Origin of the sequence: Qipengyuania sp. ASV99 (genome assembly GCF_047872805.1) — a bacterium.
Classification (GTDB): Bacteria; Pseudomonadota; Alphaproteobacteria; order Sphingomonadales; family Sphingomonadaceae; genus Erythrobacter.
This window is the reverse complement of record NZ_JBLQUK010000004.1, coordinates 70,269-88,922: the sequence shown is the minus strand read 5'-3', so window position 1 is coordinate 88,922 and position 18,654 is coordinate 70,269. Positions and strand designations below refer to the sequence as shown.

21 protein-coding genes and 1 tRNA gene are annotated in these 18,654 nt (G+C 61.5%); 5 read left to right on the top strand and 17 right to left on the bottom strand.

What is annotated here, in order from left to right:
* Positions 1 to 62 precede the first annotated feature (62 nt).
* From ACM64M_RS06960 to ACM64M_RS06880, 17 genes are all read right to left on the bottom strand, one after another.
* Positions 63 to 818 carry an alpha/beta fold hydrolase gene (locus ACM64M_RS06960; RefSeq protein ID WP_416227948.1) on the bottom strand — a complete coding sequence of 252 codons (756 nt, stop codon included), beginning with the start codon at positions 816 to 818 and terminating at the stop codon, positions 63 to 65.
* Complete coding sequence (locus ACM64M_RS06955) at positions 815 to 1,465, bottom strand: 2-hydroxychromene-2-carboxylate isomerase (RefSeq protein WP_416227947.1); 651 nt, start codon at positions 1,463 to 1,465, stop codon at positions 815 to 817. The genes ACM64M_RS06960 and ACM64M_RS06955 overlap by 4 nt, the downstream gene beginning before the upstream one ends.
* Positions 1,466 to 1,484: 19 nt before the next feature.
* Positions 1,485 to 2,030 (bottom strand): aspartate-semialdehyde dehydrogenase, encoded by a 546-nt coding sequence (locus ACM64M_RS06950; RefSeq protein ID WP_416227946.1) that lies wholly within the window; start codon positions 2,028 to 2,030, stop codon positions 1,485 to 1,487.
* Between the two features lie 5 nt (positions 2,031 to 2,035).
* On the bottom strand, positions 2,036 to 3,061 hold the full coding sequence (locus ACM64M_RS06945) for an aspartate-semialdehyde dehydrogenase (protein WP_416227945.1): 1,026 nt from the start codon (positions 3,059 to 3,061) through the stop codon (positions 2,036 to 2,038).
* Between the two features lie 142 nt (positions 3,062 to 3,203).
* Positions 3,204 to 5,477, bottom strand: coding sequence for a DPP IV N-terminal domain-containing protein (locus ACM64M_RS06940; protein WP_416227944.1), 2,274 nt, complete (start codon positions 5,475 to 5,477; stop codon positions 3,204 to 3,206).
* A gap of 203 nt (positions 5,478 to 5,680) precedes the next feature.
* Positions 5,681 to 6,049, bottom strand: coding sequence for a 50S ribosomal protein L19 (rplS, locus tag ACM64M_RS06935; protein WP_416227943.1), 369 nt, complete (start codon positions 6,047 to 6,049; stop codon positions 5,681 to 5,683).
* Positions 6,046 to 6,900 carry a tRNA (guanosine(37)-N1)-methyltransferase TrmD gene (gene trmD, locus ACM64M_RS06930; protein ID WP_416227942.1) on the bottom strand — a complete coding sequence of 285 codons (855 nt, stop codon included), beginning with the start codon at positions 6,898 to 6,900 and terminating at the stop codon, positions 6,046 to 6,048. The genes rplS and trmD overlap by 4 nt, the downstream gene beginning before the upstream one ends.
* On the bottom strand, positions 6,897 to 7,265 hold the full coding sequence (locus tag ACM64M_RS06925; RefSeq protein ID WP_416227941.1) for a hypothetical protein: 369 nt from the start codon (positions 7,263 to 7,265) through the stop codon (positions 6,897 to 6,899). The genes trmD and ACM64M_RS06925 overlap by 4 nt, the downstream gene beginning before the upstream one ends.
* Entirely contained in the window at positions 7,258 to 8,214 is a 957-nt protein-coding gene (locus ACM64M_RS06920) for a carbon-nitrogen hydrolase family protein (RefSeq protein ID WP_416227940.1), read from the bottom strand. Before ACM64M_RS06920 ends, ACM64M_RS06925 begins: the two co-directional genes overlap by 8 nt.
* On the bottom strand, positions 8,211 to 8,537 hold the full coding sequence (locus ACM64M_RS06915) for a hypothetical protein (RefSeq protein ID WP_416227939.1): 327 nt from the start codon (positions 8,535 to 8,537) through the stop codon (positions 8,211 to 8,213). The genes ACM64M_RS06920 and ACM64M_RS06915 overlap by 4 nt, the downstream gene beginning before the upstream one ends.
* A 22-nt stretch (positions 8,538 to 8,559) precedes the next feature.
* Entirely contained in the window at positions 8,560 to 9,384 is an 825-nt protein-coding gene (locus ACM64M_RS06910; RefSeq protein ID WP_416227938.1) for a TIGR04222 domain-containing membrane protein, read from the bottom strand.
* Positions 9,384 to 9,965: a glycine-rich domain-containing protein gene (locus tag ACM64M_RS06905; protein ID WP_416227937.1), complete on the bottom strand. Its 582-nt coding sequence runs from the start codon at positions 9,963 to 9,965 to the stop codon at positions 9,384 to 9,386. Before ACM64M_RS06905 ends, ACM64M_RS06910 begins: the two co-directional genes overlap by 1 nt.
* Positions 9,966 to 9,970: 5 nt before the next feature.
* On the bottom strand, positions 9,971 to 10,480 hold the full coding sequence (rimM, locus tag ACM64M_RS06900) for a ribosome maturation factor RimM (RefSeq protein WP_416227936.1): 510 nt from the start codon (positions 10,478 to 10,480) through the stop codon (positions 9,971 to 9,973).
* Between the two features lie 30 nt (positions 10,481 to 10,510).
* Positions 10,511 to 11,032, bottom strand: coding sequence for a 30S ribosomal protein S16 (gene rpsP, locus ACM64M_RS06895; protein ID WP_416227935.1), 522 nt, complete (start codon positions 11,030 to 11,032; stop codon positions 10,511 to 10,513).
* A gap of 46 nt (positions 11,033 to 11,078) precedes the next feature.
* Positions 11,079 to 12,542, bottom strand: coding sequence for a signal recognition particle protein (ffh, locus tag ACM64M_RS06890; protein ID WP_416227934.1), 1,464 nt, complete (start codon positions 12,540 to 12,542; stop codon positions 11,079 to 11,081).
* Positions 12,543 to 12,682: 140 nt separating this feature from the next.
* A tRNA-Ala gene (locus tag ACM64M_RS06885) sits at positions 12,683 to 12,758 on the bottom strand.
* A 121-nt stretch (positions 12,759 to 12,879) separates the two neighbouring features.
* Entirely contained in the window at positions 12,880 to 13,224 is a 345-nt protein-coding gene (locus ACM64M_RS06880) for a TIGR02300 family protein (protein ID WP_416227933.1), read from the bottom strand.
* A gap of 158 nt (positions 13,225 to 13,382) precedes the next feature.
* Between ACM64M_RS06880 and aroA the strand changes: the two genes are divergently transcribed.
* The 5 genes from aroA (at position 13,383) to gloB (ending at position 18,650) form a co-directional block, all read left to right on the top strand.
* Positions 13,383 to 14,702: a 3-phosphoshikimate 1-carboxyvinyltransferase gene (aroA, locus tag ACM64M_RS06875; protein ID WP_416227932.1), complete on the top strand. Its 1,320-nt coding sequence runs from the start codon at positions 13,383 to 13,385 to the stop codon at positions 14,700 to 14,702.
* Positions 14,703 to 14,826: 124 nt separating this feature from the next.
* Positions 14,827 to 15,087: a CBU_0592 family membrane protein gene (locus ACM64M_RS06870; RefSeq protein ID WP_416227931.1), complete on the top strand. Its 261-nt coding sequence runs from the start codon at positions 14,827 to 14,829 to the stop codon at positions 15,085 to 15,087.
* Positions 15,084 to 15,722 carry a (d)CMP kinase gene (gene cmk, locus ACM64M_RS06865; protein WP_416227930.1) on the top strand — a complete coding sequence of 213 codons (639 nt, stop codon included), beginning with the start codon at positions 15,084 to 15,086 and terminating at the stop codon, positions 15,720 to 15,722. The genes ACM64M_RS06870 and cmk overlap by 4 nt, the downstream gene beginning before the upstream one ends.
* A gap of 370 nt (positions 15,723 to 16,092) precedes the next feature.
* On the top strand, positions 16,093 to 17,799 hold the full coding sequence (gene rpsA, locus ACM64M_RS06860; protein ID WP_416227929.1) for a 30S ribosomal protein S1: 1,707 nt from the start codon (positions 16,093 to 16,095) through the stop codon (positions 17,797 to 17,799).
* A gap of 95 nt (positions 17,800 to 17,894) precedes the next feature.
* A complete protein-coding gene (gloB, locus tag ACM64M_RS06855; protein WP_416227928.1) occupies positions 17,895 to 18,650 on the top strand; it encodes a hydroxyacylglutathione hydrolase in 756 nt (251 codons plus the stop codon).
* Positions 18,651 to 18,654 lie beyond the last annotated feature (4 nt).

Below are 18,654 nucleotides of genomic sequence, written 5' to 3'. Positions count from 1 at the left end.
CTGGTTTCATAAATTCATGCAATTTTGACTGGAAGCGAGTTTGGACCTGCGCGCGGCGGTAATCAAGGCTTCAGAAAACGCACGATCGCTTCGCCCAAATCGGGCTTGGTCACGCTGTTGAGATGACTGCCGGGCACTTCGATATAGATCGCATCGGGCAACATCGCGGCGAGTTCCTCGGCAGAGCCATTGTCGTGATCTTCATCGCCGCAGATCACGCCTGTCGGCATCGTGATATTGGCAAGCCGGGCAAGATCAAAATCGTCCATCGCATCCAGCAACAGTCGCGCAGCAACCCGGTCCACCCCCTGAGATTTGAGGAAGGTGCGCGCCACGTATGCCGGATCGCCCGGTTTGATCGTGTCGAATTCGTCGATCACCCGCTTGAAATGCGCCGCGCGCCGCTCCCATTGGGCAAGGCCCGCCACGCCCATGCCGCAGATCGCCAGCCTGCGCGGTTCGAGTATTCCGTGCCCGGCCGCATGGATCGCAGTGCGCGCGCCGAGTGAGAATCCGACCAGATCAAACTCGCCCGGCTCCAGCCCCAGATGTTCCACCAGCGCCGCCGCATCGCGCACCAGCACGCCTTCGGGATAGGCCGCCGGGTCATGCGGCGCCTCGCTGTCGCCATGCACCCGGAAATCGAGCATGATCGCCTCAAACCCCGCATCGGCGAGGCGGGTGTGATGTCCCCACTTGATCCAGTTCATGTAAGCGCTTGAGAATAGGCCGTGCAGGAAAACGACCGGGCGACCCTCACCCGCGCGGTGGATGGCAAGGCGGGTGGAGTCAAAGGATTCGAAAAACTCCGGGCTCACCGCTTCGCCAGTCCTTTCTGCTCCATCCGCCAGCGCGCCATGGCGATGCGGTCCTGCCCGAAGAAGGGTTCGCCTTCGAACACCAGCGTCGGAACGCCCCAATGGCCCGCCGCCTCAAGCGCGGCCTGATTGGCGGCGATTTCCTCGTCCAGCGCCGGTGCGTCATTGGCGGCTTCCGCCTCAAGCTCGACAAAGTTCAGTGCCGCGCGCTCGGTCGCGCTCGCCAGATGGTCGCCTTCGTGCCAATTATCGACCGTGCCCGACCATATCAGCGGAGCGACCTCCGCAGCAAAAGCCAGCCCCTTTCCCCGGCGCGTGGCCGCCTGTCCAAGGCGGCAGATCCGGTGGATATACGGCTGCTCCGTCGCAATCTCGCGCGTCGCAAGGTTCTGCACCACCGGGTCGGGACGCGGCCAGCGAAAAGGCATGCCCAGCACCCGCGCGCTGCGGGCGGCGTCGATAAAGATATAGCGCCCGACATTGGGGCTGCCCGAGAACAAGATACCCGGATCGCGGATCGCAATCGGCAACACGGTGCGCAATGTGATGTCGAGATCATATTCCGCCGCCATGGCGCGGTAACGCCCGACGGCGAGATAGGAATAGGGCGAGCGAAAGCTGAAAAACAAATCGGCGTTGAGTGTCATTGCGCGAGCCTAGCCTGTTTTAGCGGAAGAAACATTGCAAGCCTGAATAGAGCATCGAGACTTTGCCATCCTCAAAGAAACCCGCAAGTTCATCGCCGACGACAAATTCCTCGCCCAGCGCGCTGTCTTCGATCATGGCAAACCCGCTCATACGTTCGACCTCGGCACGCGGCGCTCCGATTGCGATGCCGTTTTCCAGCGCAGTCTCACCGCCTTGCTCGTCAAGCAGCCAGCCAGCCAGCGCGCCGTTCTGAAAATTCACGGTGAGCCCGCCTGCATAGGTTGAGCTCCACATGGGGCCAGCCCCGCATTCGGCCATTTCTCCGCTGTCGGACGCCTTGCCAAGCAAGCGGGCCAGCGCGGCCTCGACCTCGGTTTGACCTGCCGCGAAATAGAACGCCTCTCCGCCTACGCTCAAGCTGTCGCTGCCGAGTGTTACCCCTGAAGGCACGGCCTGATCGCTGACGCCAGTGCGATCATCAGGACGCTCTGCGGGCGAAGGGGCGTTTTGCGAATCGCACGCTGCCAAAGCAAATGCAGCGATCACAAATCCTTTTGCCCGCATGGCCATTACCCCTTCTTCAGATGCCGCCGTCCCAGCAATTCCGCAATCTGCACCGCGTTAAGCGCCGCGCCCTTGCGGAGATTGTCCGAAACACACCACAAAGTCAGGCCGTTTTCAACCGTCGGGTCCTCGCGCACCCGGCTGACATAGGTGGCGCTGTCACCGGCGGCTTCGACCGGGGTGATGTATCCCTCGTCCTCGCGTTTATCGATCAACATGATCCCGGGCGCCTCGCGCAGGATGTCCTGCGCCTGGCTTGCCGAGATTTCCCGCTCGAATTCGATATTCACCGCCTCGGAATGGCCGACGAACACGGGGACCCGCACGCAGGTTGCGGTGAGTTTGATCTTGGGGTCGAGAATCTTCTTTGTCTCGACCACCATTTTCCATTCTTCCTTGGTCGATCCATCGTCAAGGAACACGTCAATATGCGGGATCACGTTGAACGCGATCTGTTTGGTAAAGGCGCGCGCTTCGACCGGGTCACCGACGAAAATCGCGCGGCTTTGTTCGAACAATTCGTCCATCCCCGCCTTGCCCGCGCCGGAAACCGACTGATAGGTCGAGACGACCACGCGCTTGATCGTCACAGCATCGTGCAGCGGCTTCAATGCCACCACAAGCTGCGCGGTCGAGCAGTTGGGATTGGCGATGATGTTGCGCCTTGAATAACCGTCAATTGCCTCGGGGTTCACCTCTGGCACGATCAGAGGCACATCCGGGTCCATCCGGTAAAGCGAGGAATTGTCGATCACGACGCAGCCCGCCGCCGCTGCCTTGGGGGCATATTCGCGCGCAGCACCGCTGCCCGCCGCGAACAGGGCAATGTCCCAGCCGGCCCAGTCGAAATGCTCGATATTCTTGCATTTGAGCATCTTGCCGGTGTCGCCGAATTCAACCTCGCTGCCATGCGAACGTGAGGAGGCGACCGCAGCCACCTCGTCACAGGGAAACTCGCGCTCGGAAAGAACCTGCATCATTTCGCGGCCGACATTGCCCGTCGCGCCGACGACTACCACCCGGTAACCCAATTCACATTCTCCTGACAAACATAAGGGCCAACCCGTCACCCTGAGCTGGTTTCAGAGTCCATCGAGCCGTGCTTGCCGATGCTCTATGGTGCGGGATGGATGTCGAAACAAGTTCAGCATGACCTGCATGTTCGTTTTGCCTCTATTCCGGCGGCGTTACTCCATGCGCCTCAAGAAAGCGGAAAATCGAATTCCACACATGCGGGCTGATCTTCTCACCCCCGACGCGGTGGGTGTAGCCGGGGTAGAGCATCATTTCGAAGGGCACGTTGTTTTCCTGAAAGACGGAAATCAGCCCGGACGAGTTTTCGAACACTACATTGTCATCCGCCATGCCGTGGATCAGCAGCAATGGATCGCTGATCTTGGTGGCTGCGGGGATCGCGCTGGCCGCGTCATAGGCTTCGGGCACTTCGCGCGGGTTCCCCATATAGCGTTCGGTGTAATGGGTGTCATAGAGTTCCCAGCGGGTCACCGGCGCACCCGCAATCCCCGCGGCATAGAGGCCCGGATCAGCCTGTAGCTGTTTCAGCGTCATATAGCCGCCATAGGACCAGCCAAAAATCGCAATCTTGGCCGGATCGACGAAATCGAGCGATTTCAGGAACTCCGCCCCTAACCTTTGATCGCGCACCTCGACCCCGCCCATCGCGCGGTAGATCGGTTGTTCGAAGTCAACGCCGCGATTGGCGCTGCCGCGATTGTCGAGCACGAAGTAGATATAGCCCCGGTCAACAATCGCCTGCGCCAGCGCGCCGTCCCAGCCCTTGTCCACCATTTGCGGACCCGGACCGCCGTAATGCGAGAAGAACACCGGATATTGCTTCCCCGGCTCCATTTCGGGTTTCAGCATCATGTAGTGCAGCGGGGTGCCATCCTCTGCCCGAATAGTGCCGTATTCGGGCATCACATGGCTCATCAGATAGGGCGTATAGGGGTGATCCTCGCCCAGCGCATTTTCCTCCACCCAGGTGATCCGCTGCCCCATCCGCCCGGCAAGATAGCTCTGCGGAGGTTGATCGGGGGCGGAGCGGGTGATGAGCAGAAATTTGCCGCTGGGGTCCATGCTGGCGCTGTTGGTGTATTCGGGGTCGGTGAGTTGTTCCTGGGTAAGCGTTCCATCGAGGCGTGCCCGAAAAATCCGCTGAGCAAGCACTTCGCTGGTCCGCTGGAAATAGAACTCGCCCGCTTCCTCGTTTACACCAACCAGCGTCGTCACCGGCTCATCATAGCTGGTTAGCTGCGTCCATTCGCTCCCATCGAAGCGGTAGAAATTGCCGAAGCCGTTGCGCTCCGACCACCACAACAGACTGCCGTCTTGCAGGAAGCGGTAATTGTCGGACAGGTTGATCCAGTAATCTTCGCGCGCCGCCTGTTCGGTGAACCACACCACGCTGGCACCTGTCGAAGGGTCAACTTTGAGCATATCGAGCACGGTCTGTTCGCGGTTCTGGCGCTGGACATAGAGGTAATCGTCCGGGCCCCAGTCGACCCGCGCAACATAGATGTCGGTGTCCGCGCCCAGATCGACCTTGACCCGGTTGCCGCCATCGGGGTCCATGATGAACAGCTCGACAATGGCATTGTCGCTGCCCGCCACGGGGTATCGTTGATCGTACACTTTGGTCCCCGTCGCACCGATCGCGGCGCGCGTGACGATGCCGACCGGGCTTTCGTCGGTGCGTTGCACCGCCAGCCGCGTGTCGGTGCCGTTCCACCAATATCCGGTGAGGCGGTTCATTTCCTCCTGAGCAACGAACTCCGCCTCGCCCCAGCGGATGGTGTCGGCTTCCTTTGGTGTGATCGCGTGAGGCGGTTCACCAACAGCACCAACCCACAATTGGCGATCACTGACATAGGTGAGATAGTTGCTCAAACTGCTGAGAGAGGCATTCAGCTCGGTTTCTTCAGAATCCGTCAATCGAGTAATCCGGTTCTCCGGGGCGCTGACAGCCGGCGGGCCTCCCACAACCGGCATGGTGCGGGTGATGCCAATCTGAACAAGGTAGATGTCTCCGTCGAGCGGAACAAGCACGCCCGAACTATCGGCGGTCCATTGATAAGAAATGATTCCCGTCAGCCCGCCGACCCGCGCGCGCTCGCGCTGCATCTTTTCGTCTTCTGAGAGTTCGCGGCCCGTGCCCAGCACTTCGGAATCGACCAGCATCCGCCACTCGCCGGTTTGAATATCGAAGCCCCACAGATCATAGCGTTGCAGATCATCCGCGCGGTTTTTCAGCAAAGTCAGATAGCGGCCATCGGGCGAAAACTTGGTCTGCCGCGGCACCGGGCCATTGAGCGACGGCGAGGCAAAGACGCGTTCGAAGGTGAGTTCTGCTGCGGTGGTCACTGAAGGATTGTCCGCATGGATCGGGCTGGCAAGCAGAACAGCGGCAGCGGCAAGAAAAAAACGCATTCCAAAACTCACCTCGTCTTTGCGGGCGGAGCGGAGCGATCCAGAACGTCTTGCGTAGCGCTCTGGATTGCCGCGCGACCTCATGGATGCTCGCAATGACGAAAAATCGAAGCGATTGCAAAGGTCCAACGAAAAAGGGCGCTCCAACGAAAAAGGGCGGCCCAACCGAGCCGCCCTTTTCACAAATTCGCTGATGCGATGGCTTACGCTTTGGGCGTGTTATCCCGGCGTTCAGCGATGCGCGCACGCTTACCGGTGCGGCCACGCAGATAATACAGCTTCGCACGGCGCACAACGCCGCGGCGCACCACGGTGATGCTGTCGACGATCGGCGCATAGAGCGGGAAGACGCGTTCCACCCCTTCGCCAAAGCTCATCTTGCGCACGGTGAAATTGCTGTTGATGCTGCGGTTCGAACGGGCGATGCACACGCCTTCGAACATCTGGATACGCTCACGCGTGCCTTCGACAACTTTCACCCCGACGCGCACGGTGTCACCGGCGCGGAAATCGGGAATATCTTTGGAAGCCTTGGCGATTTCCTCGGCTTCGATCTGCTGGATCAGGTTCATGGCCTGCGTTCCTTGTTTTTTCGCCGCGCGCCAGAGGCAGACTGAACCCGAACGCCCTCATAGCGTTCCCAAAGGTCCGGCCTGCATAACCGTGTGTGATCTTCGGCCATGGCTTTGCGCCACGCCGCGATCTTCGCATGATCCCCCGATCGCAGCACTTCGGGGATCGTGCGCCCTTCCCATTCCTGAGGTCGGGTGTATTGCGGGTATTCGAGAAGGCCGTCCTCAAACGACTCCTCGGTCCCGCTAGAAGCCGCGCCCATTACGCCGGGAAGCAGCCGAATGCAAGCATCGAGTATGGCGATGGCAGCGGTTTCTCCGCCCGACAGGACGATGTCGGCGAGGCTGACCTGCTCAATCTGCGGCCGCGCGTCGAACAGGCGCTCGTCAAAGCCTTCGAACCGCCCGCAGATGATGGTGACACCGGGGCCTTGGGCGAGTTCACGGATGCGCGCCTGCGTGATCGGTTTCCCGCGCGGGGTCATGGCAAGGATGGGGACTTTGACCTCCCCTCCCTTAAGGGAGGGGATTGTGGGGTGGGTGCGCGAGGTATCAGGCAAAGAGCCTCCCTTGACCGCAGCCCCCCCATCCCCAACCCCTTCCCCATGGGGAAGGGGCTTTGCGACCGAATCCAAAGCCGCCGCCATCACATCCGCCTTAAGCACCATCCCCGCCCCGCCGCCTGCGGGCGTATCATCAACAGTGCGGTGCTTGTCGGTGGTAAAATCGCGCGGGTTCACAGTCGCGCATGACCAGTCGCCGCGTTCGAGCGCCTTGCCCGCGAGCGATATGCCCAGCGGGCCGGGAAACATCTCCGGGTAGAGCGTGAGGATGGTGGCGGCGAAGGTCATGGATCGACCCATTCGCCACGTTCGAGCACAAAAGCAATGTGGCTTAGCTCAAGCCGTTCAAACGGACTTGGGTAGCTAAAACGACTGCGTAACGGCCAAGTCGCCAATTGCCAAACTAGAGCGAACGGAAATAGTGGCGATACGCCCTCATTGAGGTCGGTGAAGCGTTGCCACGGCCAATCAGCGACATGATCGCCGAAGCGTTCGGCCAGCCTTTGAGCGAAGTCATCGACATCATCGCCAACTATATCCAAGTCTTGCTCGATTGCGGAATTGGGTTCGGCTTTAGTGCAACCATGAGACTCTCGTACGACCCACAAGACAAACGCGAGCGCACCATCACTTTCAGGTGGAGGTTCACGCACGTTCCCAATTAACCCCATCCCTCGCCCGCATATCCACATTCAGCTCAAACACATCGGGCCGCGAGTAATGCCCGTCGGTGTCGAGGCTCGCCAGACCCTGTCCGATCTCGGAGAGGTCCAATTCGGCGTGGAGCACTTCCTCACCCTCGCCCGCCTGCGCCAGAACCCTCGCGTCAGGCGCAATAACCATCGAGCCGCCACGGTTCAGCTGCTCGCCTTCAATCGCTTCAAAAAGCGCCTTGGCCTCCGCAGACCCACCAACCCGCTCCAACCCCTCAAACAAATCCTCGCGCCGCTGCACCAGCCCCGCCGCCAGCACAAAGCACCGCCCCTCCATCGCGTAATGCCGCGAGGCGAGCGCATATTCCTCGCGCACGGTCGGCCACGCCGCCACATGCAGGCTCTCGCCCAGATTGTGCATCGCCGCGCGCGCCAAGGGCATCCAGTGCTCCCAGCAGATGAGGTTGCCCGCCCGGCCCCATTCGGCATGATGCACGCCCAATGTCGAGCCGTCGCCGCGCATCCAGATAAGGCGCTCGCCATGGGTGGGCACCAGCTTGCGGTGGTCGAGCGGCGCTTCGCCGGGGCGGAATAGGAGCTGGTTGTTGTAAAGGCTCTGGCGCACCCGCTCATGCGCGCCGAGCGAGATGCAGGCACCGCTCACATCGCACAGCTCTTGCAAGGGCAGCAGGCGTTCATCCCCCGGAACAATCGCCTGTTCGAGCATGATCGCGTGGAGCGCCTTGGTCCCCGGATGATCCCACAAAGCCGCTCCGGGTGCTTCATCCAGCCACAGCGGATAGCCGCCCAGAAACGTCTCCCCAAAGGCCACAAACCGCGCCCCACCTTCGATGGCTTCGCGGGCCAGCCGCACAGCCTTGTCGATCCCGCCAGCGAAATCGAGGGGGATCGGGGCGGCTTGGCAGATGGCGACGGGCAGCAAGGTCATTTGAATGTCTCCAGATCGAACTGCGTCAGCCGATCGAGCCGCCGCGTAGCGAACAGCGCCACAGGCAAGGAAATCAGGCCGAACAGCATTACGCCGCCAATCGTGATACCCAGAAAGATTGCCAAATAGTCGCTCTCGCCCTCAAACAGGCCGATCGAGAAAACAGGCACCAAAAACGAAACAGGGCCGACAATCGCGGCAATCGCGATCCGAGCGCTACGAGATAGGCGCAATGCGAAGAATTTGGTGAGCAGCACTGCTCCCAGAGTCATCATCGCAAGGATAATGATTAGCAAGGCAATGCTGACAATTCCGGCAATCATCCCCGCGCCCTAGCCTCGCACATCATCCCCCGCAACCGCCGCAGCCGCCGCCGCAGCCTCCTCCGCCGTCGCTATCGCCGCTGTCCCCGCTGGAGCCGCCATCGCCGCTGCCCGCCTGCCGCATGGCATGGAGCGGCTCCCACGGAGTGCCGACCAGCACGCCGGTGCCAAATATCGCCACGGCATAGCCTGCCTCCGCCTGTTGCGGCGCGCGTTTCATGCGGCTGCCCTGATCCTCGATCTCGCGCAGCAACAGATTTCCGGCAACAGTCCGCGGGTTGGTGTTGGAATATCGGATCGCGGCGAAAATCGCGGTGGCGACCAACAGCGCGATGAGGAACCCGGTCGGCTCTCCAGCGGCTGAACCTGCCTGCTGGCGATAAAGCCCGATCACGAACAGTGCGAGATATGGCAGGACCGAAAACAGCGCGAGCTTGCGCCGCTCGCCTGCGTCCATCATCAGCCCGCGCCGGATCAGCCGCGCCTCCACCCGCTTGGCATGGGTATCCAGCGAACTCTTCGCCTCAGACAGTTTGAAATCGCCCACCTTGTTCAGCACCGCACGCTCGGCCTCGCCCGCCTCCAGCCCGGTGCGCGCCACGCGCAGCTTGCCCTTGCCAGCTTCCGTTAGCGCGCCGCGCGTGAACAGATCGGCGAGGATCGCAGCGGTGTGGCGTTCATGACCGCCCGAAAGCACCGCAACCTCTTCCATATCCTCCACCTGCCCACGCCGTCCCGGTTCACGCAGATTGGCCGGGATCCACAGACCGGCGGCCACACAGGTCGCCAGCATCACCACATAGAAAGCGAGAAAATCAGCACCGGTATAAGAAGAGAAGAACTCCATCAGAACATCACTCCCACCAAAACGGCAATGACCACGCCCAGCCCTGTCCATCCAGCCGCGCCCAAAATGGCCACCCGCCTGTCGAGGATCATAACATCCTCGGGGTTAACGCGAAGTCCCTTTGGATCGGAATGAAACCGCTTTTGCGCAGCGGGCCAGATGTCATCTGGCGGCGGTTCGTCAAACGCCGCCTCATACGCGAGCAGTGTGGCGGCGTATTGATCGTAATAACGGGCGCGCTCTGCCTTGCCCCCGTTGGTGGGGCCGTGATGAAGGTCGATGCGCAGCACATTCGGGCAAAAGCTTTGCCAGTAATCGCGGCTGTAGGTCAGATGCAGGTGCCATGCCTGATCGACCGCGTCGGACGGGGTGACTTCATGCCCGGCGGTCACCGCAAGATAGCAGAACCGCTTGTATTCGTGGATGACGCGGGCGGCGTGGTCATCGGACCAACGGTTTTCCCGCGCCAGCCGCGCAGCAAAAGTAAGCGCCGCCGCATCTGGTCCCACCTCATACGCGGCAAGCCGGTGCCAGAGGTCGGAGGAAAGGGCCGGAGCCAGGGCGGATCGGCGAGCGCGCATGGGCGCTATTCGTCGGCGAAATCCTGCGAAATCACAAGCCGTGTTTCATCCCATTCAATCACCGCCGCCGCGGTCATCGGGACCATGAACGTCTTCATCCCCTTATCCGGGGCAGGATCGCGTTCGATTTCAAGCACATCGCTGGCGCCGAAATTCTCGACCGCGATGATCCGGCCAATCGCCGCTCCGGTGTCGGTGACGACCGCCAGACCGATCAGGTCGCGGTGATAATATTCGCCCTCAGCCAGAGGCGGCAGTTCATCGCGGGCAACGGTGATCGCGGTGCCGCGCAGCTTTTCCGCCGCCGCCCGGCCCTGCACCTCGGCAAAGCTGGCGATCGCGCCCCCTTTGTTGTCGGAGCGAATTTTCCTGAGCGTCAGGGTGCCGTCGTTGAACGCGCGGTGCTGGCGGAGGGCATCGAGGCCCTCCCCCAGCAATTTCAGGCGCACTTCCCCCGCCACGCCATGCGCGCCGGTAATGGCGGCAATCGTGATGGGTTCCTTCGTGCTCACCATGCGGCCCGTCCGGTCATGCGCGGGAGCGGCTTAGCCCTCGGCCTTTTCTTCGCCAGCGGCATCTGCCGGAGCCTCTGCGGCCGGAGCTTCGTCTGCGGTCGCTTCGTCAGCGGCGGCTTCTTCGGCCGGTGCTTCGTCTGCGGGCGCTTCTTCAGCCGGAGCCGCCGCTGCGGCCTTGGCTTCTTCCTCGGCAGCCTTTGCGGCTTCTTCGGCTTCCTTCAGCTTTTCAGCCTTTTCCTCGGCGCGTTCGGTCGCCTTTTCGCCGGGCTTGCCCTTGTTCGGGTTGCTGCGCGCGGCGCGTTCGAGAATTCCGGCAGCGTCAAAGAAACGCGCGACCCGGTCGGATGGCTTGGCACCAACGCCCAGCCAATAACGGGCGCGGTCCTCGTTCAGCTTGACGCGGCCCTCGTTGTCCTTGGCGAGCAGCGGGTTGTAGGTGCCGATCTGCTCAAGATACTTGCCGTCGCGCGGGGCGCGGGCATCGGAAACGACGATACGATAATAGGGGCGCTTCTTGGCACCGCCGCGCGAAAGCCGGATTGCTACTGACATTGTGTATTACCTTTCAAGTTTAACTGTCTGAATTTTAATATTGAAATTATTTCTTGCCTCTGGGGCCGGGGAGTCCGGGAAGCCCGCCCATCGCTCCGGGTCCGCCCAAGCTGCCCATGCCGCCCGGTCCGCCCATGCCGCCGCCGCCAAACATCGCGGCCAGACTTTTCAGCCCGCCCATCTTTCTGAGCTGCTTCATCGCGCGGCCCATTTCCTGATGCATTTTCAGAAGCTTGTTGACCGATTGCACGTCGGTGCCGCTGCCCGCTGCAACCCGCTTCTTGCGTTTGGCGTTCATCAGTTCGGGCCGCGCACGTTCTTTCGCGGTCATCGACCCAATGATCGCATCCATATGGATCAGCACCTTGTCGTCCATATTGGAGGCAGCCATCGCCGCCTTTGCTTTCTTCATGCCGGGCATCATGCCGGCAAGCATGCCCAGCCCGCCCATGTTCTGCATCTGCCGCAGTTGCATTCGCAGGTCGTTGAGGTCGAATTTGCCCTTCTCGAAATTCTCGGCGAGCTTGGCCGCTTCGTCTTCCTTGATCGTTGCGGCTGCGCGTTCGACCAGGCTGACGACATCGCCCATGCCCAGGATGCGGTCAGCGACAGAGCCGGGACGAAACGGCTCGATCGCGTCGAGTTTCTCGCCGGTCCCAGCAAATTTGATCGGCTTGCCCGTCACCGCGCGCATCGACAGCGCCGCGCCGCCGCGCGCATCGCCGTCCATCCGCGTCAGCACAACCCCGGTCAGCGGAACCTCGCCAGAGAAGCTCTGCGCCACGTTCACCGCGTCCTGACCGGTGAGCGAATCGACCACCAGCAACACTTCGGTCGGGGCAGAGACGCTGGAAACCGCCTTCATTTCGGCCATCAGCGCGGCATCGACATGCAGGCGGCCCGCCGTATCAAGCAACAGCACATCGAAATTCTGGAGCCGCGCCGCTTCCATCGCGCGCCGCGCAATATCGACCGGTTGCTGCCCAGCAACGATCGGCAGGGTCGCCACATCGGCCTGTTCGCCCAACACTTTGAGCTGTTCCTGCGCCGCCGGGCGATTGACGTCGAGCGAGGCCATCATGGCCTTTTTGCCGTGCTTTTCGCGGATCAGCTTGCCCAGCTTGGCGGTCGTGGTCGTCTTGCCCGAACCTTGCAGACCGACCATCATGATGACCACCGGCGGTTTGGCATCCAGCGTCAGGCCCACCGCGCCCGTGTCGCCCGCATCGCCCGCATCGCCCACGTCACCCGAAAGCATGGCGACCAGTTCGTCATGGACGATCTTGACCACTTGCTGGCCCGGTGTGACCGAGCGCAGCACCGATGCGCCCACGGCCTTTTCCGTCACCGCGTCGATAAACCGGCGCGCAACCGGCAGCGCGACGTCGGCTTCTAGCAAGGCGACGCGCACTTCGCGCATGGCGTCGCGCACGTCTTGTTCCCTTAACGCACCGCGGCCTTTGAGCTTGTCAAAGACGCCGCCAAGGCGGTCAGACAGATTGTCAAACATCGTCTTCAACTCCTCTCTTGGCAGCGGCAGCTGGGACTGCATCGCCAACCAGAGACAAACGCGAAAAACGCCGGCGAACGAAACCTCGTTGGCCAGCGTTGCGGATGATCCGGAAAATCACCCGACTGAAACTGTTTCGATGGTGGAGCCTAGCGGGATCGAACCGCTGACCTCAACACTGCCAGTGTTGCGCTCTCCCAGCTGAGCTAAGGCCCCCCAAAATACTTTGGTGCATCGATGTGTGGCCTTACCGAAGATAAGGCCGATACCTGCTTTCGCAAGAGCGGGCGCATTAAGGCCCGCCCCCACGAAAGGCAAGTGCTATTTGGCTGTCAGATCAGCTATCGTCATTCCCGTCGTCATCGCCCTTGCCCTTGGCCACGCCAAGGTCATCGTCGCCGCCAAGATCGACGTCGTTATCGGGCGAATCGTCATCATCGTCGATATTTTCGATGTCCTTCAGATCATCGTCATCGTCGCCGCCAAGATCGCTGTCGGGATCGATATCCTTCTTCTTTTCATCGGCTTCATACGGGATCGGCTGCTTGGACTTCAGCACGGGTTCCGGTTCCCATTCCTCGCCGCATTCGATGCAGGCCACGGGATTATCCTTGCCAAGATCGTAGAAGCGCGTCCCGCATTTGGGGCAGGAACGCTTGGTGCCCCATTCTGGCTTCGCCATTCGTGTAAATCCTTCGTCACTCCGCATCGCGGAGAGTGTTGCAACGCTGTGTAGTGGGATCGGGCTCGATCACATTCAAGAGCGGGAATCAAGAGCCCCAGCCCAAAGCTGGCGCGCCTTGCCAGAAGGGTAAGGCGCTGTCAAAGACCGCGCCTGAAATGCCACGTCATACTTTCACCGCTTCACCCCCGCTGACCGGCCGCCTGCGCGTTCCGGGCGACAAGTCGATCAGCCACCGCGCGCTTATGTTTGCAGGGCTTGCAATTGGCGAAAGCCGGATCACCGGCCTGCTCGAAGGCGAGGACGTGCTCGCCACCGCCGCCGCCATGCGGCAACTCGGTGCGCAGATCGAACGCGGCGCGGACAGCACATGGACCGTGCACGGCGTTGGGGTCGGCAGCCTGCTGGAACCTGCAGGCGCGCTCGACATGGGCAATTCGGGCACTTCGACCCGGTTGATGATGGGTCTGCTGGCCAGCCACGACATTACCGCGACCTTTACCGGCGATGCCAGCCTGTCGGGCCGCCCGATGAACCGGGTGATCGAACCGCTGAGCCAGATGGGTGCCTCGTTCGAGGCTTCGTCAGGCGGCACGCTGCCCTGTATGCTCCGCGGCGCATCGCCAGCGGTGCCGATCACCTATCGCCTGCCGGTGGCCAGCGCGCAGGTCAAAAGCGCGGTGCTGCTGGCGGGGCTCAATACCCCCGGAATCACCCGCGTGATCGAGCCGGTGCCGACGCGCGACCACACTGAGAGGATGCTGCGCGGCTTTGGCGCGGCGCTGGAAGTGGGTGAGGAAAAAGGCGAACGGATCATCGCCATCCACGGAGAGGCCGATTTGCGTCCGCTGGACGTGATCGTGCCGGGCGATCCATCTTCCGCTGCGTTTTTCATCGTGGCTGCATTGCTGGTGCCGGGCAGCGATCTGGTGATCGAGAACGTCGGCCTCAACCCGACCCGCGCCGGGATCGTCACCGTGCTGCGGCAAATGGGCGGCTCTATCGAGGAACTTGACCCCCGCGAAGTCGGCGGCGAGCCGGTGGCCGATTTGCGCGTGCGGCATTCGGCGCTGAGCGGTGTTGACGTCGATCCCGCCATCGTCCCCAGCATGGTCGATGAATTTCCCGTGCTGTTTGTCGCGGCCGCAATGGCGCAGGGCGTTACGCGGACCACGGGGCTAGAGGAATTGCGGGTCAAGGAAAGCGACCGGCTGGCAGCCATGGCGGCGGCGCTGACGCTGGCAGGCGCGCGCGTCGAAGAGCATGAAAACGGGCTGACCATCCACGGCTCCGGCGGCGATCCGTTCCCCGGCACAGCTGCGGGCGCAAGCGTCGTCACCCGGCTCGATCACCGCATAGCGATGAGCATGGCGGTCGCTGGCCTCGTCAGCCGCGACGGGGTGGGCGTTGACGATACCAGCCCGATCAACACCAGCTTTCCCACCTTCATGGGCCTGCTGAACGAGGCGGCGCGATAATGGCTTTCCTCCTTTGTCATGCTGAACTTGTTTCTGCATCCATTGATCGTTCAGGCGCTGCGCAAGCCGGAAAATGGACCCTGAAACAAGTTCAGGGTGACGGGATGAATTGGGGTGATCGGACATGACCGCACCGTTTGATTGGGCGAGCATGGTAGGCTTTGCCGGAACCGTCTGCATCATCGGGGCCTATGCCTATCTGACCTATGTCGACAAACCGAACCCCTATTTCCTGCACGGCACCAATCTGCTCGGTGCGGCCTTGCTGACGGTCAGCCTGCTGGTCCACACCAACTGGCCCAGCCTTGTGCTCGAAGGGTTCTGGGCGGCGATTGCGGTGTTCGGGCTGGTGAAGGCGATGCGGATGCGAAAGGCGGTGCCATGATCATCGCGGTCGACGGTCCCACCGCTAGCGGAAAGGGCACCATTGCACGGCGGCTAGCCGCGCATTTTGGTGTTCCGCATCTTGATACCGGACTGCTCTATCGCGCGGTCGGGCGGCAGGTGGCGATCAACGATGGCGATCCTGATAATCCCGCCGATGCGTTCAGCGCCTGCGCCTTTCCCGATCAATTGATGCAGGACGTTATCCTGCGCAGCGAAGAAGTCGGAGGGCTGGCAAGCCGGGTCTCGGTCCATCCCGAAGTGCGTAAGGCCTTGTTTGAACGCCAGCGCGCCTTTGCCACCCAGCCCGGCGGCGCGGTGCTCGACGGGCGCGATATCGGCACCGTCATCGCGCCCGACGCCGACGTAAAGCTGTTCATCACCGCCAGCGTGACTGAACGCGCGCGGCGGCGCTGGCTGGAAATGGTCGCCAAACGGATCGATCATGAGGAGGAAATCCCGTTGATCGAAATCGAACGCGACATCGTGGGCCGCGATGCCCGCGACATCAGCCGCAAGGACGCACCGCTGAAAGCCGCGCCGGATGCGTTGATTATCGACACCACCAGCTTTGATGCCGATCAGGCGTTTGAAACGGTATTGGAAGCGGTCGAAGCCGTGCTGGCGGGGGAATAGCAGGCTTTCCTACATTCTGCGGCGATGGCAAGGTCTGGCGATGGCTTCACCCAATGCTCTTTTCCGCGCAAATCCGCCGCTTTCCAAGCTTGTGCCCAGCCCGCAATTTCTGCTGCTGGACTGTGTTCCATGTGTTCCATCCTGTAGGGAATCGAAGCCCCAAATGGCTTGCATTCCGCCCGCCTTTGGCCTAGGCGCGCGCTCGTTCTCGCAATCTGCTGGATTGAAGGGACCTTCGCACTTGCATTCGGCGGTGCGGAGACTTCGGCCTCTTGCCCTGTCAGCCTGCGCAATGGTGCGAGGGAGACAGTTTAAGACCCCGGAAAAACCGGTGGCCGGTAGCACAATGAAACAGGATACGCCTTAACCTATGGCAACTTCTCCCATGCCCACGCGCGACGATTTCGAAGCGCTTCTCAACGAACAACTCGGCGGCGCCGACGATGGCGGCTTTGAAGGCCGCGTCGTCAAAGGCACGATCACCGCAATCGAGGGCGGCAGCGCCGTCATCGACGTTGGCCTCAAAAGCGAAGGCCGCGTCAGCCTCAAGGAATTTGCGCGCGGCGATGACGATCACGGCCTGTCGGTCGGTGACGAAGTCGAAGTCTATGTCGACCGCGTCGAAAACGCCGATGGCGAAGCCATGCTCAGCCGCGACCGCGCCCGCCGCGAAGCCGCCTGGGACAAGCTGGAAAGCGAATTTGGCGAAGGCAAGCGCGTCGATGGCCGCATCTTTGGCCGGGTCAAGGGCGGCTTTACGGTCGATCTCGATGGCGCAGTGGCGTTTCTGCCCGGCAGCCAGGTCGATATCCGCCCCGTGCGCGATGTCACGCCGCTGATGGAAGTGCCGCAGCCGTTTCAGATCCTCAAGATGGATCGTCGCCGCGGCAATATCGTCGTCTCGCGCCGCGCCGTGCTCGAAGAAACCCGCGCCGAACAGCGCAGCGAACTGATCAACGATCTGGTCGAAGGTCAGGTTATCGACGGCGTTGTCAAGAACATCACCGATTACGGTGCGTTTGTGGATCTGGGCGGCATCGACGGCCTGCTGCACGTCACCGACATGAGCTACAAGCGGGTCAACCACCCCAGCGAGATCATCGAAATCGGCCAGACTGTGACCGTGCAGATCGTGCGCATCAATTCCGATACGCAGCGCATCAGCCTTGGCATGAAACAGCTTGAAAGCGATCCGTGGGACGGCGTCGCAGCCAAATATCCGGTTGGCATGAAGCTGTCGGGTCAGGTCACCAACATCACTGAATATGGTGCTTTCGTCGAACTGGAAGCAGGCATTGAAGGCCTCGTCCATGTTTCCGAAATGAGCTGGACCAAAAAGAACGTCCACCCGGGCAAGATCGTCAGCACTTCGGAAGAAGTCGAAGTCATCGTGCTCGAAGTCGACAGCGAAAAGCGCCGCATTTCGCTTGGCCTCAAGCAGGCTCAGCGCAATCCATGGGACGAATTCGCCGAGAAGTTCCCGGTCGGCGCGGAAGTCGAGGGCGAAGTCAAGAACGCCACCGAGTTTGGCCTGTTCATCGGGCTCGACGGCGATGTCGACGGTATGGTCCACATGTCGGATATCGCCTGGGGTATCTCGGGCGAAGACGCTCTGGCGCTTCACCGCAAGGGTGAAATGGTCAAAGCGGTCGTGCTCGATGTCGACGTCGAAAAGGAACGCATCAGCCTCGGCATGAAGCAGCTTGAAAAGGGCGCGCCGACCGAAGCCGGTGCCGCCGCAGCCGGATCGCTCCGCAAGAACCAGACGGTTACCGTCACGGTCCTCGAAGTGCGCGATGGCGGGCTCGAAGTGCAGGTTGGCGACGATGGCGCAACCGGCTTTATCAAGCGCAGCGACCTTGGCCGCGACCGCGACGAACAGCGCCCCGACCGGTTCCAGGTCGGCAGCCATGTCGACGCGATGGTCATCGGTTTCGACCGTTCGAAAAAGCCCAACTTCTCGATCAAGGCGCGTCAGATCGCCGAGGAAAAGGAAGCCGTGCAGCAGTTTGGTTCGTCCGACAGCGGCGCATCGCTGGGCGATATTCTGGGTGCGGCACTGAAGAAGGGCGAGTAAAGCCCACTTCACATCACGTGAAAACAGAAAGGCCCGCTCTCCAAAACGGAGAGCGGGCCTTTCCTACGTGCGGCGAACGGGTTACTATGCCCGCCATGCTTACCGTTCATCAATTTCCCTGCCTGTCCGACAATTACGGATTTCTCCTGAACAATTCAGTGACGGGAGAGACTGCCGCAATCGACACACCCGATGCCAAGGAATATCTGCGTCAAGCGGCGGCAAAGGGATGGACCATCACCCACATCTGGAACACCCATTGGCACCCCGATCACGCTGGCGGCAATGTCGAGATTGTCGCGGCCACCGGTGCGCGGGTACTGGCTCCCCAAGAGGTCGAGAAGCTTTCTCCGATTGACCGGATTGTGAGCCACGGTGACACGGTGAATTTGGGCGAACACCGCGCCGACGTCATCGACGTTTCGGGCCACACCAACGGTCACATTGCCTATCACGTCGTCGAAGAAGGCATAGCCTTCGTCGGCGACAGCGTGTTCGCATTGGGATGCGGGCGCATGTTCGAAGGCGAACCGGAGCAGTTCTGGCGCAGTCTTGAGCGGATCAAGCGCCTTTCCACCGCCACGGTCCTCTATTGCGCGCATGAATATACGCAGGCGAATGCGAAATTCGCGCTGCATGCTGATCCGGACAATGCCGAGCTCAGGGACTATGCCGCCGAGATCGACGCCAAACGGGCGCGGGGCGAATGGACAGTGCCGACAGTGCTGAAACGCGAGTTGGCGACCAACCCCTTCCTGCGCGCCGACGATCCGGCAATGCAGGCACGTTGGGGCGGCAATGCCCCGCACGAGACATTTGCGGCGCTGCGTGCGGCCAAGGACAATTTCTAGCACC